At 68.6% G+C, this 1,167-nt stretch carries 1 protein-coding gene; it reads right to left on the bottom strand.

Annotated elements, in window-relative coordinates; translation table 11 throughout:
- A partial coding sequence (locus Q7A36_RS40010; RefSeq protein WP_305109360.1) for a transposase occupies positions 1 to 866 on the bottom strand: 866 nt, incomplete at its 3' end.
- Positions 867 to 1,167 lie beyond the last annotated feature (301 nt).

Raw genomic sequence — 1,167 nt, 5'->3', positions numbered from 1 at the left:
TGCTGCGGCGTTACCACGGCCTGGGCGTTGTAGCCCTGCACCCAGCCCTGGCGGGTCTTCATGATGCCGCTCTCGGGGTCGGTTGTGTTGGCGACCTGGTCAGGGTCGACGGTGGCGTCCGCCGGCTTCGGCTTGCGGCCGCGCCGTCGCTTGCCGGTGGCCTGCTCCTCTGCTGCGCGGGCGTCGATCCTGGCCTGCTGCCGGGCCGCGACGTCGGCCGCCTGGCGCTCCAGCTTCGCCTGGCAGGCGCGCAGCCGCGCCAGACGGTCCTCGCGCCTGGCCAGGGCCTTGGGCAGCGTCTCGCGGCCCTCCGGCCCGAACAGCCTGTCCTCGCGCCGGTCAGTGCCCTCCGCCTCGGCCACCATGCGCGCGACCTGCTGGCTGATCGTCGCCGCGCTGCGGTTCGCCTCGAGCGAGGCGTTGGCTTTCACCTTGGTTCCGTCCAGCACCACCAGCCCGAGCCGGATCAGGCCGGCGTCGCGGCACATCTCCAGCACCCGCACGAAGACCGCCTCCAGCCGCTCGACATGGCGCCGCCGGAAGCGCGCGATAACCGTGTGGTCGGGCACGTGCTCGCCGACGATGAAGCGGTAGCCGGCATCGCGCCCGCACAGCCGCTCGATGGCCCTGCTCGAGCGCACGCCGTGGCTGTAGGCGTAGATCAGCACCGATAGCAGCATGGCCGGCGCGAATGGCGCCTGGCCGGCACCACCGAGCTTGTGCGCTGCCTCGAAGGCCGAGAGGTCCATCAACGACACTGCGTCGAGGATCAGATGCACGATGTCGTCCTCGGGCAACCAGTCCCGCATATCCGGCGGCAGCAAGAAGCCCTGCCGGCGCTCAGGGCAGCGGAAGTCGTGGGCCATGCTTTGCCTCGGGCTCGGAGCTGACGGAGGAAGTGAATCAGCCCACACCGGTCAGCTCAAGCCGTAACCGCGCCAATCCTGCAGCCCAGAATCATTGCCAGGAGCGATTCAGCAACAGCCTCTTGACCGACCTGATTAGAGAACCACCGGGGGCACTACCAATCTCCCCTTACGCGAGAGTCAGGGCCACCGTGGGCTGGTATTACCGCGTCTCATTCACACTGGGCCGCGTCGATACCGCTTTATGCTGCGTCAGGCGGCAAACGGACGCTCGGTGGCGGTACGAAGCGCTGTCTTGAAG

The sequence above is a fragment of the Paracraurococcus lichenis genome (genome assembly GCF_030657435.1).
Classification (GTDB): domain Bacteria; phylum Pseudomonadota; class Alphaproteobacteria; order Acetobacterales; family Acetobacteraceae; genus Paracraurococcus; species Paracraurococcus lichenis.
This window is presented reverse-complemented; position numbering and strand designations above follow the sequence as displayed.